General features: G+C 36.1%; 15 protein-coding genes. All 15 read right to left on the bottom strand.

Going from position 1 to position 17,130, the window contains the following annotated elements:
* Positions 1 to 6: 6 nt before the first annotated feature.
* Positions 7 to 1,599 carry a MobP2 family relaxase gene (mobP2, locus tag IGL31_RS13275; protein ID WP_002335353.1) on the bottom strand — a complete coding sequence of 531 codons (1,593 nt, stop codon included), beginning with the start codon at positions 1,597 to 1,599 and terminating at the stop codon, positions 7 to 9.
* A gap of 19 nt (positions 1,600 to 1,618) precedes the next feature.
* Positions 1,619 to 2,041, bottom strand: coding sequence for a hypothetical protein (locus tag IGL31_RS13270; protein ID WP_002310988.1), 423 nt, complete (start codon positions 2,039 to 2,041; stop codon positions 1,619 to 1,621).
* Position 2,042: 1 nt separating this feature from the next.
* Positions 2,043 to 2,339 (bottom strand): hypothetical protein, encoded by a 297-nt coding sequence (locus IGL31_RS13265; RefSeq protein ID WP_002299246.1) that lies wholly within the window; start codon positions 2,337 to 2,339, stop codon positions 2,043 to 2,045.
* A 232-nt stretch (positions 2,340 to 2,571) separates the two neighbouring features.
* Positions 2,572 to 2,841, bottom strand: a complete 270-nt coding sequence (locus IGL31_RS13260) for a hypothetical protein (RefSeq protein WP_002335354.1) — start codon at positions 2,839 to 2,841, stop codon at positions 2,572 to 2,574.
* Between the two features lie 43 nt (positions 2,842 to 2,884).
* On the bottom strand, positions 2,885 to 3,946 hold the full coding sequence (locus IGL31_RS13255; protein ID WP_002335355.1) for a hypothetical protein: 1,062 nt from the start codon (positions 3,944 to 3,946) through the stop codon (positions 2,885 to 2,887).
* Positions 3,947 to 3,965: 19 nt separating this feature from the next.
* Positions 3,966 to 4,196, bottom strand: coding sequence for a hypothetical protein (locus tag IGL31_RS13250; RefSeq protein WP_002316063.1), 231 nt, complete (start codon positions 4,194 to 4,196; stop codon positions 3,966 to 3,968).
* A gap of 22 nt (positions 4,197 to 4,218) precedes the next feature.
* The gene (locus tag IGL31_RS13245; RefSeq protein ID WP_002335356.1) at positions 4,219 to 5,025 is read right to left on the bottom strand and encodes a hypothetical protein; all 807 of its coding nucleotides are present in this window, start codon (positions 5,023 to 5,025) and stop codon (positions 4,219 to 4,221) included.
* Positions 5,026 to 5,035: 10 nt separating this feature from the next.
* Entirely contained in the window at positions 5,036 to 5,680 is a 645-nt protein-coding gene (locus IGL31_RS13240; RefSeq protein ID WP_002321287.1) for a hypothetical protein, read from the bottom strand.
* A gap of 15 nt (positions 5,681 to 5,695) precedes the next feature.
* Positions 5,696 to 6,901: a glucosaminidase domain-containing protein gene (locus IGL31_RS13235; RefSeq protein WP_086300298.1), complete on the bottom strand. Its 1,206-nt coding sequence runs from the start codon at positions 6,899 to 6,901 to the stop codon at positions 5,696 to 5,698.
* On the bottom strand, positions 6,901 to 8,925 hold the full coding sequence (locus IGL31_RS13230; RefSeq protein WP_086300299.1) for a VirB4 family type IV secretion system protein: 2,025 nt from the start codon (positions 8,923 to 8,925) through the stop codon (positions 6,901 to 6,903). Before IGL31_RS13230 ends, IGL31_RS13235 begins: the two co-directional genes overlap by 1 nt.
* A gap of 162 nt (positions 8,926 to 9,087) precedes the next feature.
* Positions 9,088 to 9,681, bottom strand: a complete 594-nt coding sequence (locus tag IGL31_RS13225) for a hypothetical protein (RefSeq protein ID WP_086300300.1) — start codon at positions 9,679 to 9,681, stop codon at positions 9,088 to 9,090.
* The gene (locus IGL31_RS13220) at positions 9,682 to 10,014 is read right to left on the bottom strand and encodes a hypothetical protein (RefSeq protein WP_086300301.1); all 333 of its coding nucleotides are present in this window, start codon (positions 10,012 to 10,014) and stop codon (positions 9,682 to 9,684) included. It lies immediately after the preceding gene.
* Between the two features lie 51 nt (positions 10,015 to 10,065).
* Complete coding sequence (locus IGL31_RS13215; protein WP_086300302.1) at positions 10,066 to 12,456, bottom strand: pLS20_p028 family conjugation system transmembrane protein; 2,391 nt, start codon at positions 12,454 to 12,456, stop codon at positions 10,066 to 10,068.
* Complete coding sequence (locus tag IGL31_RS13210) at positions 12,453 to 15,062, bottom strand: VirD4-like conjugal transfer protein, CD1115 family (RefSeq protein WP_002313104.1); 2,610 nt, start codon at positions 15,060 to 15,062, stop codon at positions 12,453 to 12,455. Before IGL31_RS13210 ends, IGL31_RS13215 begins: the two co-directional genes overlap by 4 nt.
* Positions 15,062 to 17,116 (bottom strand): hypothetical protein, encoded by a 2,055-nt coding sequence (locus tag IGL31_RS13205; RefSeq protein ID WP_002313103.1) that lies wholly within the window; start codon positions 17,114 to 17,116, stop codon positions 15,062 to 15,064. Before IGL31_RS13205 ends, IGL31_RS13210 begins: the two co-directional genes overlap by 1 nt.
* Between the last annotated feature and the right edge of the window lie 14 nt (positions 17,117 to 17,130).

Below are 17,130 nucleotides of genomic sequence, written 5' to 3'. Positions count from 1 at the left end.
TTCCTCCTACTGTCTTTCTTGTTCCATTTGAATTCTTCGTTGTTGCTCTTCGTATGCTTTACTTGCGTGGTATTTTTCTTCATGGGCATTAATCGTTCGATTTAATTGACGTAAACTCCGCTGCGTGACAACTCTTTGTTGGAATTGTTTCCTGCGCTTCATGAATTCTTCGTAACTATATTTGTATTCATTCGTTGGCAATTGTTTAAGCGTTCGAAAGGATCGTTCATTGTAAATAGATTGCATCTGATCAACACTTTCTATTAATGGTTTTATTTGACTATCCTGTTTCTTCAGCTCTGTTAGGATGGCATTTCCTGTGCGCTTTTTTAAATCAAAGAGAGCGTTTTTCTCTGTATCCTTTGATTCTCTCTTGCTTTCCCCATAAAGACTTTCTGCTTCTTCTTTCAATGCTTTTGAAATCTGTATATATTCTTGATATTCAGGTTCTTTTGTTAACACATATTGGGTTAACTCGTCGAGTTTCTCTCTTGTGTATGGTGAAAGTTTAGTTCGATTTTCATCCCCATAATTCCATTCCGAACGTTTTTCAGGTAAGGTTCTATATACTTCATTTAATAAGTTCATTGCGTGTCGATCATAACGTACTGGCTCTTTTACCACTTTTGTTAAGCTGTTACGCAAATCACTTTTTCGTGTCAATAAATTTCGTTTCTCCATACCAATCATTCGATCCTTTTCATAAGAAAAACGTTCTAACTCATGTACATAATTGGTCTTCATTGCGTCTAATGTTGCTTGTCTTCTCTTACCTTTCGGTACGATATAACTCACACCATTTTCAACCTCAGTGTAAGGTTTACGCGTATTTTCTTTTTCAACAACTGCAAAATGAATATGGATATGTTTAGTATTGCGGTGAATCGTTGCCATCCAGTAGCCTGTTTCATTCAGTTGCTCTTTCTCGAATAATGTCTCCATCATTTTTCTTCCAGCTGCTTTTAACCCTTCTTCATCTAAAGTATCTGTTTTGGTATCGTACAATCCTATTTTTTCAAGATAAGAATTATCATGAGAGACAACATCTTGATAAATGATTGAGCCTTTTTGTTGTCCTCTTTGGAAGATTTGCTTAATCTCCTTCAGATCACTTCCTTTCACTTCGTCTGAAGCCATAGAAAAAACTCCAGGAAGATTTCCTAAAGCTTTTTTGTGTGGCTCTGTTTGATATTTTTTTATTGCTTGGTTCAAGCGTTGGTATTCTTTTTGTTCACTTTGCGTAAGTTCTTTCTTTTGTTCTAACGCATAGTGACGGGTCATATAAGAAAGATATTTGGTAAAATCTTGTTCCTCTAACTTGTCAAAATTGATCCCATTTCCCATCAAAGATTGAGCTTCATTCGACGTTTCACTGAATTCTTTATCCGTCTTACTCTCCGAAAAAGTTTCTCCTTCAGGAATATAAAAATCCTCTAAAGCATTCTTGATTCGTTGCAGTTCCTGTTCTTCTTCAGGCGTACGTCGTTCCATTTCTTCCAGCGCTTTTTCTCTTGTCATATAATCAATGTATGTTGAAAAAGATTTTTTATTGGGCAAGGTAAATTGACAAGTAAGAATGACTGCAGGCGATTTATTCATCACGTTCCCCTTCTACTTTTTATCTTTTTAGAATCTTCGTTGGATCAAATGGATCTACTCTGGCATGAACAGATTCATTCACAGGTTTCTTCAACTGAGGGGAATATTTTTTGGTTTGATTAGATTTAATTTTTCCTTCCACACGTTCTTTTGCTTCTTGGTAAACCGTTGAATTTGTACCAATTAGTATTCCTGTATCTTTCAAATGAAGATCTGCAAACTCTGAAACCATTTCGGTTAAAATAGAAATTTCTTTACTCATTCCATTCAACTTTGCTTGATTGGAATTTACTTTTTTCTCCATTTCTGGATCATAATTCATACATAGAAACCGAACGGCTTCACTATAGTTTTTAACTTCTGCATGAGTAGAAATAATCTCATCCAACACATCGATATGTGTTTGGTGAAAGTAAATGTGTTTGTCTATAACCTTTGCCATATCAAAGTTCACTTCCTCTATTTTGCTCGATCAAGATTTCTAAAATACGATTGTTTTGGCTAACATATTCTTCTAATATCTTTGTGTTATAGCTTTGAATTTCTGAAAACTTTTCTAATAACTGATCAAACTTTTCTTTTTTATATTCCATCAAAGGACGATCAAAATCATTTTCTATTAGTAATTTTAAATAATCGTTACGACTCCATTTATGACCCGTACGGTTACTTAGTTCGTCACATCTTCGATCAATTTCTCTTACGATTTTCTCATCCACATTTCTTATTCTTACTTCCATATTAATTCCTCCAATTTAAAAAGGATAGCGAAAAGGAGCCTACCCTTTTTGCTATCCTACTACCCTCCTTTTACTATCCTTCACTATCCTTTCACTATCCTATTTTTAAATATTTTGTTCCCACATTTATTTTTGAGAAACGTAATAGGCACAGCCTATTGGAACGCTTTTTTTAAAAAGTGTTCCCACGTTTCCTTATGCTCTTTAAAAAATAAGGTGTTTAAATGGAATTTTATATTTTAGATTCCTTGAACTGTTCCCACTCATCAATCAATTGGCTATAAGTAGCCATTAATTTTTCTTGCTCTTGTTGCTCTCGAATCGACAAAAAATCAGTTTGATCCATTAATTCTAAATATTCTGTTCGGTATTCAATGTTCACCATACCCGCTTTACTACATAGTAATTGATCCTGATTTTCTTTCACTTTGAATAACTGCTCCTTCTTTAAGATTTTTAATTCCGTGCCAACTATAAGCACAATTCTGTAAAGAAGAATCATTTTCAAAGGATTCTCCTTATTTATTCATCTTTCATAGGAAGTTCTAAATCACCACTTTTCCTAAAACATATGGTTGGTTTTGTTGAATATTACTCCCATCTAACCACAATTTCCCAATGCCATATCGTAGACTTGCTTCAACTTTATAAAAATTGTAGACCTCTTTTCTTCGGTCGATTGTTTTCGTCTCCTGTCCATCTTTTAAAATAGATCTGATGCCCTTAACGGTCGCTTCTTGAATACTCGTATGAACAACATCCGTATGGATCAGCTCCTCATACTTTCCAAAATCAACGTAATACTCATAGCCACTCAGCTTCGGAATTAGATCAATAACCATTTCTTTTTCGATTGATCTTTTAATAAGTTTCATGAATACATAACCAAACAAAGCGAGAATAAATCCTACTTCAAACAAATACATATATCGATTTATAAATTGATCGATCGTCGTTAAGAAGTTCTTTATCCCCTCTACCGTTCTTCCAGATTGCTCGGACCAATCTGCTAGAGTCGTTAACATACTGCCTAAGATAAGTAAGTCCAATAAACTTTTGAAAAGATTACTCATTGTTAAATTTTTCCTGACAAATTGAACGAGTAAGTAACTAAAAATAGAAAAGCACATGACACACATTAATGTTATTACTACCGTGAATATAATTGACGCCGCAATCTGTTTTGGCTCACTTAACAAGTAATAGGCCACCACCAAATAACCGATTAAAGTAACCATAAGTGAAGCCATGTAACTAAAAAGTTTTCCTATTGGCCATAATTGCAGCACCCAAAATTCCTTTCGTTTGCTGTTTCTTTTCAGAGGAAACCAGGTGTGTTCAATCCAGTCGTCCGATTTCATTTCGATTTCTTCCCTAAACTCTTTCCTCTTATCTTGCCAATGAGAAGGCATGAATTCGCGTATTTCTAAACATAAAAAGATCAACATAATAAACGATAGTAGACTCATGAACCAATTAAATGATAAATCTTCATTGGTAAACCAAAGAAAAATTGTACCGACGATAACAGCTAAACTAAATAAAAAAGCAGCTATACCTAAGGTGATATAGCTGATCCATAAACATTTTTGATATACTTTTTTCACATAAAATCCTCCTGTGTTTTTATTTGCTATCAGCTGTAAAGTATTTTTTAGCAGCTAAATACAAAGCTTCAAATGATCTGAATTTTAAGGTATCTAAATTCTTTCTACCATTCTTCAACTCAGATATTGTCGTGTTAGATAGCTTCACTTCTTGACTTATTTCTTTGGCTTTTACAACTTTAAGATAGGCTTTAATCAATACTTTCTGCTCAGCGAAAGTATCTTTGCCGACCAAATTCGCTCGCTTCATTTCTTACACTCCACCTGTTCTTCTAAATATTTTCTTGTCTAATACGATCAATTTTTTCTTGAAGTTTTTGAATGATCTCTTCTTGATCTTTCATTTGCGCTTTTGATGTTTCAATTTCTTGCTGGTAACCATTAATCTTATTTTCAGTATTTTCCTGATCATCTGCGACTTGATAAGGCAATTGGTCTTTTAGTTTATTCACTAATTCTTCATTCAAATCAATGGTTGCTTGCAAGGATTCAATCTGTTTTTGTGCTGCTTTTTGTTCTTTCTTGTATCCTTTCACTTTGTAATTGATCGCATGTTGTTCATAATTATCATCTTTCACTTGATCCTTAACCTTATCTTCGTGAACGTAATAAATCAGATCTTGTGGTTCTTGCATATCCACTTTTGGATCAATTTTTTCAGGAACAATGGTTAAACGCATGGCGATATATTCTTCTGGTACATGTGCTAATTTCACTACAAAATAATCATCAGACACCTTGATCAATTTGGCTTTTATTGCTTGATAATCACCTTTAGCTGTCTTTACTTCTACGCGATAATCAAGATTAGCCAGTTCTTTTAATAAGCCTTGATCCTCATCGTCAATCGCAAATTCAAAAACTAATTGCTGATTCGCTCCTTTTTCTTTTGATACCATTGTCAGTTCTTTCGTGTTTAAAAAAGCGTTCGTGCTTACCTCATCTGGTATGTTTACCTTCTTATGCGTATAAATCGGACTAGCAAGAATCAAAAAGCCGAGAATCGTAAAGATTCCCAGCCATCTAAGATAACTTTTCCGTTTTTTAAAACGTTGTCTTGCTCCTTTTTTCTTACTCATTTTCTTCCTCCTAACGAGTGAAATAACTAAAGTCTGTGACTTTCCATTGACCATCTACTTGTTTTTCAGTGACAGTTAATCCACCTTTTATTTTTTGCGGTTTGACATCTTTGAATTGAGGATTGCCGATTGTATAATCAACAAATACGACAAAATTTTGTTCCTCTTTTACACTGCTTGTTTCAGCGTAAGTTTGCACGTCACCTAATGTAAAGGAGTAACTTCCATAATCATCATGTTGGTGATCATCATCTGCAGGACTTAATTTGTCGATCACTTCTTGGGTTGCGACATCTTTTAGTTTTTCCGTTAATTCATTTCTGCTTAGTGATTTATCAATGGCCAATTGACCGAACTCTTCTGCCGTCTTTCTTTGGGCATCTGTGACTTCTTCTTTTGCTTTTGTACCGTCTTGTTGCTTCAGCTGATCGATTTCTTGGTTTTTCTCATTGATGGTTTGATTTAACTTGTCGATCTTCGCCTGTGCCTCAGAGGAATTTTTTTTGAGCTTCTCAGACGCGTTTTTAGCCACTTCTTCAATTTTATAGGTATTTGTCGCTTGTTCCTCTTTCAGCTGCCAAAAGAGCGCGATATTGCCAATTAAGCTAATGCTGAGTGCAGCTGTTAAGACGATTTTTAACGTTTTATTTTCCATATTTTTTCTCCTGATCTATTTTTTGCTGCTATTCAAAAATGGTAATGGATCGATCCATGTACCATCATCTGTGAATGCGTGTCCTTGTGCTTGACGCCAATCCATTCGAGTGAAACCTAAATGCAAGTGTGCTGTATCTCGTATCCCGATTACTTGACCAACTTTCACTTGATCTCCCACTTTCACACGAGAATTTCCTGTACTATTTGCAAATTCTTGATATACCATATTCAAGCCGTCGTAATTAATCACGATCACACACGCGCCCAAACCTGAAATACCAGGATTTCCAACGTACACGACTTTTCCTCCATGAACCGCATGAATCTCACTTCCTGGATGATCAACTGAACCAAAGTCTAATCCATCATGGAAACCATTCGGACGGAATTCACCGCCTGGATTCGTTCCAAATAATTGACCACCGCTGAAGGAACTTTTATCTAAACTGCTGCCAGGGAAAGGATTCGTCCATTCACCAGTAATCGTACCGTTGTCATTTCCGCCTTCTCCCCAATGTTTGATCGCAAATTCATCATATTCTGTTAATTTATTTGAGGTAATAATCGACATACAACCTGTATAATAAGGACTATCTTCAGTGATTCCTGCAGCGGCATAACCCCCTCGTCCTAAGATCAATAAGCTTGCGCCAGGGCTTTTATTTCCTACACATGCATTAAAATTTGATTGTGTGGCTACCATAAAGCCGTAATAGGAGAAGGCTGCTTTTGAGTTGGGAAACTTCATGTACCAGCCCCCTTCAATGCCACCGATTCCTCGCGCAGTTCCTTTAGGAAACAGACACCCATCAAACCACGTAATCCCAAAATAGTTGAGATCATTTCTTGCGGACGCCGACGTACCAAACGCTGATTCATAACCGTATTGCGAAAGAATCACACTTGGTAATAATTTATATTTCACTGCTGCACCTACAGCATATTGCGCAATCTCATCAGAAAAAGGGCCTCTTCCTTTGATTTCTTTATAAATGGGTAATCCTTCCGAATATTCTCCTGTAAAATCTTCGCCACCACTACTTGAATCTGAATCAGAATTATCAATCGAACCCGCCGCAAGTATTAGAAAAAGGGTCACGAACACAGTAATCAAAATAGTAATCAAACCTGCAGAAGTCCCAAACAACCACAAAAATAAGCGTCGCTTTGCACGACGCTTAACATACTGCTTGATTAAACTTTCATTTTGGTTTTCCATTATTTTCCTCCATCAAACAATTTTAATTGACGTTTGTTCGGACTAAAATGAACACGAATGGTTTCTTTTGAGCCAAAATTGATCACAGCGTCTCCTTGATTTTGTTGAGGAATGGATTCTAATTCTGAGTTCGTCATTGATTTACCAACTAATCCTTCTATATGACGTAAAATAGATTCATCCATACGCATAAAGATCTTCGTAGAAGAAAATTCAAAGACTTTCTTCAGTTTCGAGAAGTTATCAGAAGACATATTTTCTGGCACCATTTCTTGTGGGGATTGTGTAGCTAAAACAGTCATTGCTTCTACTTTACGCATTTCTCGTTGAAAGTTTGTGACATAATTTACCGTTTCAATAAAATCTGGATTAATCGCATTATGGCACTCATCAATCATCGCCAAGAAGCGTTTGAAGTCTTGTTCTTCCATTTGTTTTTCTTTAATTAAACGTCGTTGTCTTCTTCCTTGAATCAATGCCTGATTCCAAATCAACGTCATAGCCATGTACATTTGACATTGTTGTACCCCTCGATCTAAGCCTGTAATAGAGTCAATGTCAAAAAAGACCAACTGTTGTTGGTCAAGGTGTCGAATCGTACTATGACCATCAAAAATCATGCCATACGTCTCACATAAGGATTCTACGATGGATTCCATTTCTTCTTTTCGATTCTTTTTCTCTTGGGAAGCACCTGGTAATTCCAGTTGTCCTAAAAAGTCTAAAAATTCTTTGAACGTCGGATAAGCTTCTGGATCTTTCCCTGTGACTTGCGTCTCCGTATTTGAACGCGAATTTGAGGAAGTAAAGCCGCGTGGTACTGTTCCGTACTCTTCATAAAAACGATTTAAATAGGTCTTAAATTCTGCTTTCATCGTTCCTTTTAGCTGAGGACTCACTAACTGTACCTGATAGACCACTTTGTCTAAGTGCGTTTGATAGGACGCTGCTTCATTGATCTTCAAATCTTTGACTGATCCATCGTCATATAAACTGGATGCTTCATCATACGTCCGTGTGGCAAATATCTCTAAAGGATTGATCATTCCGTCAGATCCGTCTAAACGCACCATAATACCGTTATATTCCTTTAAGAAAGGAATAAAGTCTTTTCCCTTTTCAAAGCCCCAAATAAAGTCTCCTGCAGCTAAATGGGCTTCCGCAATCATTTTAAGAACGGTCGATTTACCAGCTCCCATCATTCCTAGAAGCAAGGTATTAGTAGACAACCGTACACTATTTTTATACGTCGCATTCCAGACAAATGGGCCGCCTGTCATGGTTTCCCCATATTGTGTCCCTCCTGGATCTTTTAGCGTTTGGTGGTGGAACGGGAAACCTCCGCCAATGTTTAACGATGGTAGTGATTGCCCTTTGATATTTCCGAACCATTCAGCTTGTTCATCGAACATGGTAAACATCGATTGCCAATCTCGTTTGGTTTTATGCAGATAAGTCACCGCACGATAATCCATTCCTTTGAGGTTTTCGATCAGTTCCTGCGCTCGTTCATCTACTTCTTGAATCGTGTTCCCGTAAACATGTATTCTCACTTTGACTTGTTTAGAAATTTCCCCATTAGAAGTCAATTTTCTTGCATATTCCGCTAGTTCTAGGTATTCTTCTGCGCTTTTATTTCGGTCAGTCGCTTTTCGTTCATTATCTGATCGATCATTTAATTCATCTAAGGCGCGGTTTATTTGATCAATCACTTTTTGCTTTTCATCTGTGCTAACATCGAGTGTGGCCACTGTATGAGGATTGTTCATAAGATTAGCCAACCAAAAAAGAGTAGGATTTTTTGTGTAGTGATAAACTGTCACACACCGTGAATAACCATTTCCATAGGTCACATACTCTTCATCGAAATTTAATCCACCTTGTGGCATCACTTGTTTTAAAAAATCTAAATCATACCCTTTGGATTTTAAAATTTCTATTTCCCGATTTCCTAGTTGCTTTAATGGATCAAGTACTTTTTGATCATTTTGTGGTGAAAAAGCTGTTTTAATCGCTTCTAACATGTACAATCACCTCTTCTTGTTTGATTCTTTACTTGGTTAAAAGATTGCCCTTTTCCCAACTTACCCAAGCTTAACGTGTGAGGAAATTTTCTAGTGATTTCTTCCTTCGGAACATCTTTTTCTAACCATATCAACGGATATTTCATTCTCTCTTCTCCATTCCTACTCATCATTCATATTGTTCATTCGATAAAGAATCTTGATCAATTCTTTTTTGTAGAGCGGTTTTAACCCTAAAATGCCACTGGATCGCATTAATTGACGGTTTCTGGTTTGTAAATCCTTGATTGTCTTTCCCTCAATGATGAAAAAGAAGCTTAAGTCAGGACGTTCTTGTTCTGCTCGTTTCAATTCCTGGATTTCCTCTACTAATTTCTTTTCATATTTTCTTAATCGCTGTAGATTTCTTCCTAAGGATTGTTCCATACGATTCTTTTCTAATAACTGCCGCTTTTGCACGATTTGCTCCGTTAGATCCGTTTCTGTGGTCAAACTAACTAACTTAATTGTTGGCACATACGTACGCATGACGGTGGTCAACTGATTCATTCGTTCCAGTTTCTCTTGTTCATTTAATCCCTCCACGTCAGTGGAAACTACACGATAATAACGTTGAAAATGATCTTCTTTAGTAACTAAGACCCCCTCTTCTGTACAGGATTTATAAGGAAATAAATCCAAGATCGATCGTTCTTCTGGTTTTCCAAACTGAAAAATGGATTTCTTATCAACAGAGTTTTGTCCTTTGACTCGCATTTATTCATCCTCCTTATACGTACCATGATAATTTCGGTTAGGATCTAGGGCATGGTAATGGTTCTTGTCCGTAAAAAAAATAGATTCGATAATCGCAAAAATCTGGCGTTGACCTGGGTTATTATAGGGTCGCCAAACAATCACTAGAGATATCGCAATCCATAAGCCATAATTCAAGAGTGCAAAAAAGAGTGGTAAGTGGACAAGATTATTGACTATTTTCGCCCAAAAAAAGCAACCACCAAGCGTTAATAGATCTAAAAAGAAAAAGGCGAAAAACTTCCATTCCCCACTAAATCTTGGAGGATTTTTCATGTTAATATATTTATCCATAAATGATTTCTCCTTTTCATACATAGAAAAAAGGCCTAACTTGTAGGCCTTTTATGGTTTGATATCCTGTTTGATATCCCGCAATAGTTGTTCTTTCAATTCATTGTTCCTGTTTTTAGTTTCTCGTGTCACATTTATTTTTGTTGGTGCAGTAAATGCCACATTTGCTGGCTTGTAACCTGTGTGAACTTTTTGAATAGGTTCTGGTGCAGCTTCTCTTGTCACAACATTTTGAACGGACGCATTCCCTGTCTCCCCACTTTCAGATAAATTGTAAGAAACAGTTGTCAGATTTCCATTTTCAGGCAAACGACTTGGTTTCATTTGAACATTACCTGCAGTTGATTGGTGAACAAAGCTTTGATCATTCTCCTTGAATTGATTCAAACGACTATCTTTCATTGGTAAATTTTGTGTCTTAGGCAAACCAATTTTAGTTGATTTTTCAGTTCCAACTTCGATGCCATTATCATTTGGCAGATCGATGGAATCCTCATCCGTTTGTACTTCTTGATTTCGTTTTGGTAAATCTGAAATGCGTTTTTCGTTTTCAGAATTAATGTTAGATTTATAACGATATTGTTCTGGATCGGTTTTTGGTAACTGACCATGTTGTCCTTCTTCTGAATCTTTTTCTCCGATCGAATTTTCGTTAGAATGTAACTCATCTTGGTGATCTTTGGCTGAAGGAATCGCTGCACCTTCTTGATTTTCTTTTTCACTTGTTGTATTTGCCTTCACTGCTGCATTGACTTGTCCTTCACCATACGCATCTTTTAGTCCTTCTTTGACTTCTGAAGCTTTTTCTTTTTGTTTTTCTAGTGCTTCGGACGGATTCTTCACAGCTTCAGCCAATTCTTTGGCTCTCGTGCCGTCTAATTTTTCTTCTAAGGTGTCTTTGGCTTTTTCTGTAAGATCTTCAGCTGTTCCTTTTAACCCACGTTCATTGACGTAACCAAGACCTTCTGCGGCTTTAGAAACACCATTCTTCGCTTTCCCGAACATTTCGGAAACTGTCTTTTTACTATTAGGTACTGTTGTAGCTTTATCGTCTGGTTGTTCTTCCCCGTTATCAGGAGTACCATCTTTTCGATTGCCAAATCCATTTTTACGAATATCATTTAAATTGCTTAAACCACTCTTACCAGCACTTGCAAGGTTTTTAGCCCCACTACCCACATTTTTCGCAATATTTCCTAAGGCAAACATGCTAAGAAGAGAATTGCTGCCGTTTTTCAGACTCGTATCAACGCCGAAAATTTTCGTAACTGATTGAGAGCCTTTGAATAGCGCAATGGTTAGTACAATCAAAGCGACAACATACAAGAATCCATTGATCTTTCCTGCCGCATGCAAATCACCAATACCTGAAAGCATTAATGTATAGATTCGTAATTCTAAAATTGTAAATGCCAATAACAAGAAGGATTGAGAAATATCTTCTATAGCACTTTTCATCCGTTGTCCTGTCTCAAAGTCCGTTGACGCGGCAATCACTAAATAGAATTTTTTAAATACCAGCTCAATAATACAAGTAACAATCGTAAACAAGATAAATAAATAGGCCACCGCCAAAGAAGATTCACCAGCTAAAATAATCCCTGGACTACTAATGTATCGACGATACCCTGAAGTATAAACATATTTGGCTAAGCCTTCATCACTGATTTGCACAGGAATTTCTTTCCCATTATCGTCTAACTCTAGTCGATACTGTAATGCCTTTAACCGATCTTTTTGTACTGTACTAATATCACTTGATTCAGACATTTTCTTAGCTTGATCAGGTGTAATAATCCCATTGATATTCGCTGTTTTAAAATTTTTCGCCGTGAGAGCATTTCTTTTGTCTGTTGGTATGTGTTCTACTTTGTTCGGATCATTTTCTAGTAACGTACTCACATCAATCACATTATTTTGAATAATTTGAAAAGCAGGTGAACCAGTTTTATCTGCTTTATTTGCTGCAGTCACGTCTCCGTAAAAGTTTTTACTAATATTTAGCCCTTCATCGATTAAAGAACTACCACCAAAAATCAAAATCATGGCCATAAATAGATTAACCAAGATATTTTTGATTTTTGGTGGATGTTTACTCATAAAAAATTTTAAGCCTAAATAAATTAATGTGACGACACAAAAAAGAGCCAATACCTTACTAATCAAACTTTGAAACAGTTCATTAACACCAGCGGCGTTCAATAAGTCTTTTAAATCAAAGCTTTGATAAATTGTTTTTTCTAGTAAAGTATTGAGATTATATAACCCTTTAATCAAACCCCATAAAAAAGTATTACAAATCCAACTGAATACATCTTGATACTGCAGATAATTACCATAATCTTGTAAGACTTTCGTTACGGTTTTGGGATCTGCATCCCCATCTCCAAATAAGCCTGACCACCAGTCGGCAATGCCGGAAAATATTCCTCCAATGATCATTCTTTCACCGCCTTTTCAGCTTCTAGCAAAAGTCGTTTCCTTATAACCTCTGTAATTTCTTCATTTTGACGCAATTTTTCAAGGTATTCTTGCAAACGATCTATTTGCTTCTCTTCATAAAATTGAATAAGTAACTTTTGTGCCGTTGAGTTGTCTAAAGATTGAACGATTTTAATAAAAATGTTTTCTTTAGCTTCCTCTTCTATTTGATCGTGCATATTGTGATAAAGTCGACGTGCATAGATATCAGGTAGAAAATAATCGTAATCAATTTGTAAAGCCTTAAGATCCAAGTCCGCATGTGTACAATGTATGTCTATATCATTGATATCCCACGATGGATTGAAATCTTCAATATATTGATAAGCATAAGGAAGATTCGTTTCCCCATGATTAAAAATAGGATACGGCCGTATTTTATGACCTTTCAAATCTTGTCGTTTTAAAGGAGCGAGTACAATCGTTTCACCTTCTAAAAAAGTAGAAATTCTTTCAGGAGTTAAGATACGATCTGAATCAACATTGCGATTGATATGAGTATTCATACCTAATGAATTGATGGTACTGTTCTCTTGTTCAACCGTCTTATTCCCCACTTTTTTAGAAAATTCTTCGATGGTATTATCATCTGTCGACATAATATAAATATGTGTCTGACAATTTTCTTTGATAATCGCTGCGTTTTGTTCCCCATACTTCGCATAAAGTTGCTGATAGGATTGGATAAACAAATCCCACAACATGTTTCTACCAGCTGTGACTGTCATGATTCCTTCCATATTATCCATTGGTGGCATATTCCCAAATTCATCTAAAATAAAATGAATCCTACGGTGACATTTATCTCCTTTAGTCTTAACACATTGCGTAGATAATTCTTTATACAACTGACTAAGAAAAATACTAACAATGATATGGTTAGATGGATCATAATCAGGTGTGAGCATAAAAATAGCCATTGGTTTATCGGTATAGTGCATCCGAATAGACTCTACTAATAAGTTACTTTTATCCTCATCTAATGTTAGAACAGCTTCTTTTTCTAATTCTGGTAAATGGGTTTCTCCTCGTTTTTTTCGATAAACGATATTTCCCTCTTCGTCTTTCAATACTCTTTGAGAAAACTCATACCAAGCAACATATTCTTTTCCTTGATGATCGTATTTTAAGCAAACATGATCTCCCTGCTCTAAATGACAATCAAAGTTGATTTCACAAAAACCTCTATAACCTACTTTGACACGTTCCTCATGAAATTTTTTCCCTTGATGATAAAACTCTACAACAATTCGCTGGTTTAACAGACTCTCGTGTAGTTTGAGATCCAAATACTTCGGAAAACCAATGGACTTATAATCAATGGTTGATTGAGAAGTCATTTTCGCAATTTTCGTCAGTGTAAATGGATTTAGTCCTGTGATCGCTGTCGATAGAATGTTGCCTTTCGCTTTATCAGAACCAATTTTTGTTGCCCCATATTGTTTTTTTGCTATGTTTCCAGGTGGTAACTGATTCATAAATTCATCTAAAGCATTGAGCTGCTTGAATTCATTATCAGGATCTTGGTAATTAAAACCACCAATCTCAGAAAGAAGTTCGACGAGATTATTCGGTGTTAATTTGGAGTAATCCCCTGTCTGATCCGCTTGTTCCAATAACGCAAAAATAAGCGCATTGACAGCTTTTTGCGCATTTTCGTTAAAGTATTTATTGTCTGAAGCGTTGGCATCATAATAAATCGTATTCGTGAAAGTATTGGTTAACTGTGTCGCTGTGTCTATGTCTCCTCGCTTCCAGTATTTCACGATGAGTGCCAATGGATTATCACTCATTGATTGCAGTGGATCGGTGATATTAAATGCATACACATCATACCCTCTAGCTTCTAGTTCATCTTTACTAGCAACATATAATTCTGTTTTTGGATCATTAACAACCATTGAACTTTGTCTTTCTGCACGAGACAAATTGTCAATGGTTGCTAAAACTTCTATCTGTCCTTTCCCTGAACGGGAAGTACCAACAATACAAGTATTTACTGTATCCGTCTGAATATACCAGTACTTTTTATAATGAGTAATTGGTATTCCGCCATAACCAGGAAAACCTCCCTTTGATTCTGGTATTTGCGGATAAATTTGTTGGATTTCCTTTAACGTTTTTAATCGGTTATCTCCTTTTTGCCCATCTGCTAGAGGACGAAACCACATGTCCATTTTCAATCCCATAAGTACAGCTGGAACAACACAAATCGTAGAAACAACTAAACGTGTGCCTAAACTTGTTGTTGGGGTCAAAGGATTCCAAAAACCAGTTGAATCAAAATGGAATAACTGCGGCATTTCTTGTAACTGAAAAATATTCACTCCTTGTAAACTTCCTGGAATAATCTCAAATCGATGAAATGCTTCTGGTATTCTTGTAACAACATAGTTTAAAGGAAGATAAGCTAAGCCACTATAAAAAATCTTTTGAGAAATACGTTTGTCATGTTTTTCTGGTAGCTCTTCTCCTGAAGGAGTATAGCGATAGAAATGAGAAAGATACCTATTCTTTTCTAAATTGAATCGTTTGTCTTTTCGTCTCGTTGTTTCTCTAACACGCATTATTTCACCTCATTTGATTCTGAACTTTCGGAAGTGTTTGATTGTACAGTTGAATCGCTTGATCCTTCTTTAGCCTTACTAGGATCACTCTCTTTGCTATTTTCCATACTTGACTCTGTTGTTGACTGATTGGTACGATTCAATAATTCTTCTAATTGTTGTTCATACTCTTTTCTTGCTTGTTCTTGGGCTTCTTCCTTGATTGACGTCGTTGTGGCCACAGAATCAGCCTGTGAAGATTGATTGATATGATTAAAAGCAAATACTGTTCCTCCACCTAGAAGCAAGCTTAAACTTGCAATACATCCCACCATCCATCCGCTAAAGGAACGCTGTGGTGAAGGAGTTAAATTTGCTTGGTTGTTCACTGGCGTTTGAACAGCAGCTACTGGTTGAGGTTGTGCTAGATAATTTAACTGTGCTTGTCGCAATGTATCCATTTGTTCTTGACGTTCCTTACGAGCAGCTGCTTCTTTTTCCTTTTCTTGCTCTAACCGTTGTTTTTCTATCGCCATTTTTTGTTCCGCAAGATCCTGTTCACGTTTTTTTAATTCTAATTGTTCACGCTCTTTTTCTTTTTGCCGTTGTTTTTCTTCTTGTTCTTTCAATTCTTGTTGGTAAATTTTATACTCTTTTTTCCATTTTGGAATTTGTACTTGTAATTCTTGCTGGATCTGCTCGTGTTTTTCCATAAGAGCTTCACTTGTTATTTGATAGAGCTTATTCAGTTGCTCATTTAATTCTTTGCTAATCTTTAGCTTATCTGTACGCAAACCTTGATAAAATTCTTCTTTTCGTTCTCTTATACGTTCTTTTAACAAGTTTTCTTTTTCTTTCGATAACGCTTCTTGATTCGTCTGAGTAAAATTATTGATCTTTTCTACACACAAGGAATACGCATTGTCGCGTTTCTTTTCGTATCGCTCTTTAATTTTTTGTACTTCTTCTTCAATCACTCGCTGTTCTTCTTTATTTAGTTCCTCTTTTGCTTTCTCCCAATTAGACGACTGTTCCGTCGCATACTCATTAATTTCTTGATCTGTTTCTTGTTGACGTTCTTCAAAGGTGGCTAATAAATCTTCTTGTGCAAGCTCATGCCAATTTGTTGATTGGACAGACTCTAACTGTTCTAAAAGTGTGCCTTTACCCTGTGAGATTAATTCTTCTTTACTCTCTAAAAATGCTTGATAGGTTTGGGGTAATTGATATTTCGAATAAAGCTCATTTAAAAATAATTTGTTTTTTTCTTTCATCCATTCATGCTCTGGCGGATATTGATCCAAAATATAATCAAATACAGTTGCCTTTTGTATCTCTATTTCGTTTTTTTCTACTTCTTCACTGATAAGTGGTTCAATATATTCCTGAGAATCCCCTTCAGTCCATGTTGACTCTTCATTAGCTTCAACTGGATCAACTTCTACTTCGGCCGTCTCTTCATCCTCCATTGTTTCTTCAAAGGGATCTACCTCCAATTGACCCATCACATCGTTCTCTTCCTCAAATATCGATTTCTGAGTCGGAATATCAGCTTGTTCGTCAACATAGACTGTCTCTTTTTCTTTTGACTCCTTCTTTGGAAATATTGGTCGTTCCCATGGTACTTCTTCATTTACTTCGACTTCACTCCCTTGATTCACTTTTCTTTGGTCGCTCTCTAACTCTTCTTCTAAAACTTGTAAAAGTTTTTCGTTTCGATAAGACTCTTCCACACTCATAGTTTCATCCGTTTCTTTAAACACATCAAGGCGGATTAAATCCATCAATGTAGAATAGAAACCTTCTGAAATTTGATAATCCAGTGGGCCAAAAACGTATTCTGTACCAGCTTTCTCTATTTTTCCTTCTGTGTCATGTAACGTGAGAGTCAACTTAACAGAAGATCGACCTTCGTGTTCCAGTACTTTCCCTAACACATGTAGCTGTTCTTCCGTTTCAATGACAGAATATTTAATTGTTTTCGGTAAAAAAGAAGTACGCTTTCCTACTTCCTTCGTTGCTTTTTTTATTAACTCTTTATCTGTTTTGGTATTGCCTGCAATCGTAAAGTACATGAGTATTCTCCTTT

The sequence above is a fragment of the Enterococcus sp. MSG3290 genome (assembly GCF_050555565.1).
GTDB classification, from domain to species: Bacteria; Bacillota; Bacilli; order Lactobacillales; family Enterococcaceae; genus Enterococcus_B; species Enterococcus_B faecium.
Note: the sequence above shows the minus strand (reverse complement) of the source record. Positions and strands in the feature narration are given on the sequence as shown.